Origin of the sequence: Halothiobacillus sp. (assembly GCF_028710545.1) — a bacterium.
Classification (GTDB): Bacteria; Pseudomonadota; Gammaproteobacteria; order Halothiobacillales; family Halothiobacillaceae; genus Halothiobacillus.
In genome coordinates, this window is sequence record NZ_JAQTTX010000101.1 from 1 (window position 1) to 3,721 (window position 3,721).

The 3,721-nt window shown below is 55.0% G+C and carries 3 protein-coding genes; 1 reads left to right on the plus strand and 2 read right to left on the minus strand.

What is annotated here, in order from left to right:
• Positions 1 to 77, minus strand: a 77-nt coding sequence (locus PHD44_RS12425; protein ID WP_300192193.1) for a glutamate--tRNA ligase family protein, incomplete at its 3' end; no start/stop codon positions are given.
• Positions 78 to 178: 101 nt separating this feature from the next.
• Here PHD44_RS12425 and PHD44_RS12430 point away from each other — a divergent pair.
• Positions 179 to 1,138 carry a hypothetical protein gene (locus PHD44_RS12430; protein WP_300192189.1) on the plus strand — a complete coding sequence of 320 codons (960 nt, stop codon included), beginning with the start codon at positions 179 to 181 and terminating at the stop codon, positions 1,136 to 1,138.
• A gap of 103 nt (positions 1,139 to 1,241) precedes the next feature.
• Here the strand turns inward: PHD44_RS12430 and PHD44_RS12435 are convergent.
• Positions 1,242 to 3,721, minus strand: a 2,480-nt coding sequence (locus tag PHD44_RS12435; RefSeq protein ID WP_300192191.1) for an EAL domain-containing protein, incomplete at its 5' end; no start/stop codon positions are given.

Consider the following 3,721-nt stretch of genomic DNA (forward strand, 5'->3'; position numbering starts at 1 on the left):
CTGAACAGGGCTGTGCGGGCACCGCCAATATGCAAAAAACCGGTGGGTGATGGCGCGAAACGGGTGCGAACGGACATGAATACCTCGGATGTACTTCAAAACTTGGACGATCATAGCGTAAAGTGGCTCTACTGACCGCAATCTACGCGCCAGACGGCATATAGAAACAGGACTTACGATGTTGAAGTACCCCGCCCCCTCGCTCGTCACTATGGCCTTGGCCTGCCTGCTTGCATTGACAGGTTGTGCACCGGGCATGACCGTGCCGCCCGGCGAATCGGCCCCGGCAAACGCACAAACGCCCGCACCCAAGATAGCCGTGGTGAACAGGTCAGAGAAAACAGACGGCACGCTCCAATGCGCCGAGGCGCGTTTCAAAAAATCCGTGATGCTGACCCGCGTGTGGCTACCCACACCGCCGCAAGATATCGTGAATCTGGGGGCGGCCTTAAGCAAAACCATTGCGGTCGACCTGCTAAATACCAGCCACTTTGACGTCAAAACCACACAAGCGACGCAATCCACCGGCCCGGAGCCTGCGGTCGATGCCTTCAAGAGCCACGGCACACCCTACTTTATTCGCATCAGCGGGCATAATTTCGGCCTGTCAGGACAAGCCAGCATGTGGTCGTTTCTGGGCCCCAGCCTCAACCCACGGGGCGGTACGCTGGATATCCGCATCGTCGATGCGCTGACAACGCAGACCATGGCACAAACCACGGTGAGCGCACCCAGTGTAAATGCAGGTGAATATGATCCTGTGATCGATGCCTTGGGCACTGATTTCACTGCCTCTGCCTATGGACAGGCAATGAATCAACTCGCAAGTGAAGCCGCCAACTGGATTGACCGGACACTGGTCTGCAAGCCACTGATCGGTCAGGTGGTGCATGTCGATGGCTCGACCATCACGATTAATCGCGGCATCAACGATGGTCTGCGCAGCAGCGACCGATTGCTGATCCTGCAACGAACCGACCGTGTCTATCAGCCCGGTCAGGATGCTTATACCGAGCACTACTTGTTGCAAAGCCTGGGCACGGCTGAAGTTGCACGACTGGGTGAACACACGACGCGCATCCACTATGGTGGCCAGCATGTAGTGCAAGTGGGCGATATTGTTCAGTCGGCCAATTGACAGGCTGCTACAACTACCCAATTCGACAGGATTTTAGGCTGGATATGGGCGTACTGAACTCTATAGGGCTGAATAACTCATGGTCGAGTTTTCTGCCCTGCTGTCAATGAACCAACGGTTCCTGGATCAAGCTATCGATCGGAACTGGCGCGTGGTAGTAATAACCTTGGATGAAATCGATACCGATGACCTCCAACCGGCGCAAGGTCGCCTCGTTCTCGACCCATTCGCCAATCGTTTTGGCTCCCATCACCTTCGATACCTGCACGATGGTCGTAACGATGACCGAGGCGACCGGATCGTGCTCGATGTCACGAACCAGCTTGCCATCGATTTTGACGAAATCCGGCTTCAACCGACGCATGAATTCGAAAGAAAGCAGCCCCGCGCCGAAATCATCGAGCGAAATCTTGCAGCCCATCTGACGTAACGAGTGGACCAGTTCCAACACCAGTTCATAATTGGTGATCGCTGAGGTTTCGGTAATCTCGAAACAGATCAAGGCTGGATCGAGATTGAACTCACGGAAAGCGGAACGGATGAACGCGTTCATCGACGGATCCTGCACTGTTGCGCCGGAGAGATTGATGGCAAGCAGTGGCGGGTGTTCCCCGCAACGCGCCAACAGCGCGAACGTCTGCCGGATCACCCAACGGTCGATTTCGGTCATGAAATGGTTTTTTTCCGCCGCTTCGATGAACTGCACCGGCGATTGCAGGCTGCCATCCGCTCCGCGCAATCGCAACAGCACCTCGTAATGCGGCACGGGTGCCGGATTGTCGGAAGGTAGCGGCAAGGGCGCAATGGCCTGAATTACCTGCCTTAATCCCTCCTCATCCAGAGCCTGCTTGAGTTGGTGCAAGGTGGCCAGTTGGTGGCGTCTGGAGACAATCTCCTGATCGTCACGAGAGAACCAGACCACCCGGTTACCACCCTCGCGATGCGCCCGCCGACAGGCTGCTTCGGCATCGTTCAGCAGTCCGGCACCCAATCGACAATCGGCCAGGCAGGCCCCCATGCTGATGCTCACGCGTAAGCGCTGTTCGCCGACCTCAACACGCATATCCTGCAGGCCGCTCAACAATTCATCCGGCCATTGCTGATAGGCAAACGATTGCACATCCGGAATCCATATCCCGAACTCATCAACGCCCAATCGGGCAATGACACCATTTGGTGGCACGGAAGAACTCAAGTAGCTGGCGATACGGGTAACCACCAGATCACCAGCAGTACGCGAGTTGGTTTCATTGATGAGCCGGAAGTCGTCCACATCCAGCCACAAGATCAATCCTTCGCTCTTCTTTTGATCATGGGCATCGCACTGCGCTTCGAGAAAATCCGCAAAGGCGGTGTGATTGAGCAGCCCCGTGAGCCGATCATGGGCCGCTCGATAAGCCAGCAGTGCGGTGGCTTCACGATAGTCGGTTTCATCACGCAGCGTGAGGATGATCTTGCATGACAGCTTATCCAGACACGATCCCAAGAGTCGGAGATGAACTTCGATGTCCTTGATCTGGTGTCCAACAGACAATTGCAAACTATAGGATTGCTCGGGCCGTTTGCACAACAAACCGATGGCCGTTCGCAGATCGAAGTTGGGATCGGTTTCACGCCAGCGCAAATCGAAAAGCACCGTGTAATGCCGTCCACTCAACTCGTCGGGATGTTCAACGGGGTGTCTTAAAAACCCAAGACTCGATTGGTTGGCGAACAACACACGACCGTCCGGTGAAAGAACGACAACCGCATCTTCCAACGCATTGAGCGTTTTTCTCAGCTGAATTTCCTGCCGTACTATTTTTTTCTGCGTTCGTTTACCTTGCAAAAAAAAAGCAAAAAGAATCAGGCCAGTGGGCAGAAGCAACCACCAACCGTAGGCCTTGAACAAAGCGATAAACGAGGGATTGCTTGGCAACCAGCGATCCCTGATTTGCTGAACGGTCGAGTAATCAAGCGGCAAAGCCCACTTAGCTAGTCCACTCGTAATCAAAGCGGGGTTATCTGGAGTCATCCCCATCAGGTCCCGGGCCACTTTTTCGGCAAAAATTCGATTCACTTTCCGCGTGGCAGCAAAGGGCCATTCGGGCACAAGCTCGGTTGAAACCTGATAGGGATAATCACTGTACTGTTTGGGATCGAGAACGCGGAATTCGCCCAGTTTTACATCACCTTGCGTCACAAGATGTTCCAGAAATCCGGCACGGATCACGCCTGCATCAGCGCGACCCTGCCCAACGGCCTGCACAATCTGGAACATCGGCAAGCCGGTGAACAGCGGTTGAATCTGGGTTTTGGGGTCAATCCCTGCCCGGACCATGCTATCCAGCCCCAGTAGCCAAGCGCCCAAGGCATCTTTGGAGGCCCCGGCCACGATTTTATTTTTCAAATCAGAGACATGTTGAATATCGCTCCGATCGGCACGCACGATAATGGCAGAGCCAAAACGATTCAGCGTGCCGCCCGGGGTCTTTACAACCATGGTAGCCAATGGCCAGACGCCATCATCCTGGCCCAGTTGCACAAACTGCAATGGTTGCGTGAGCACGAAGTCCAACCGGTTTTCCCGCACGGCGGCGGCAA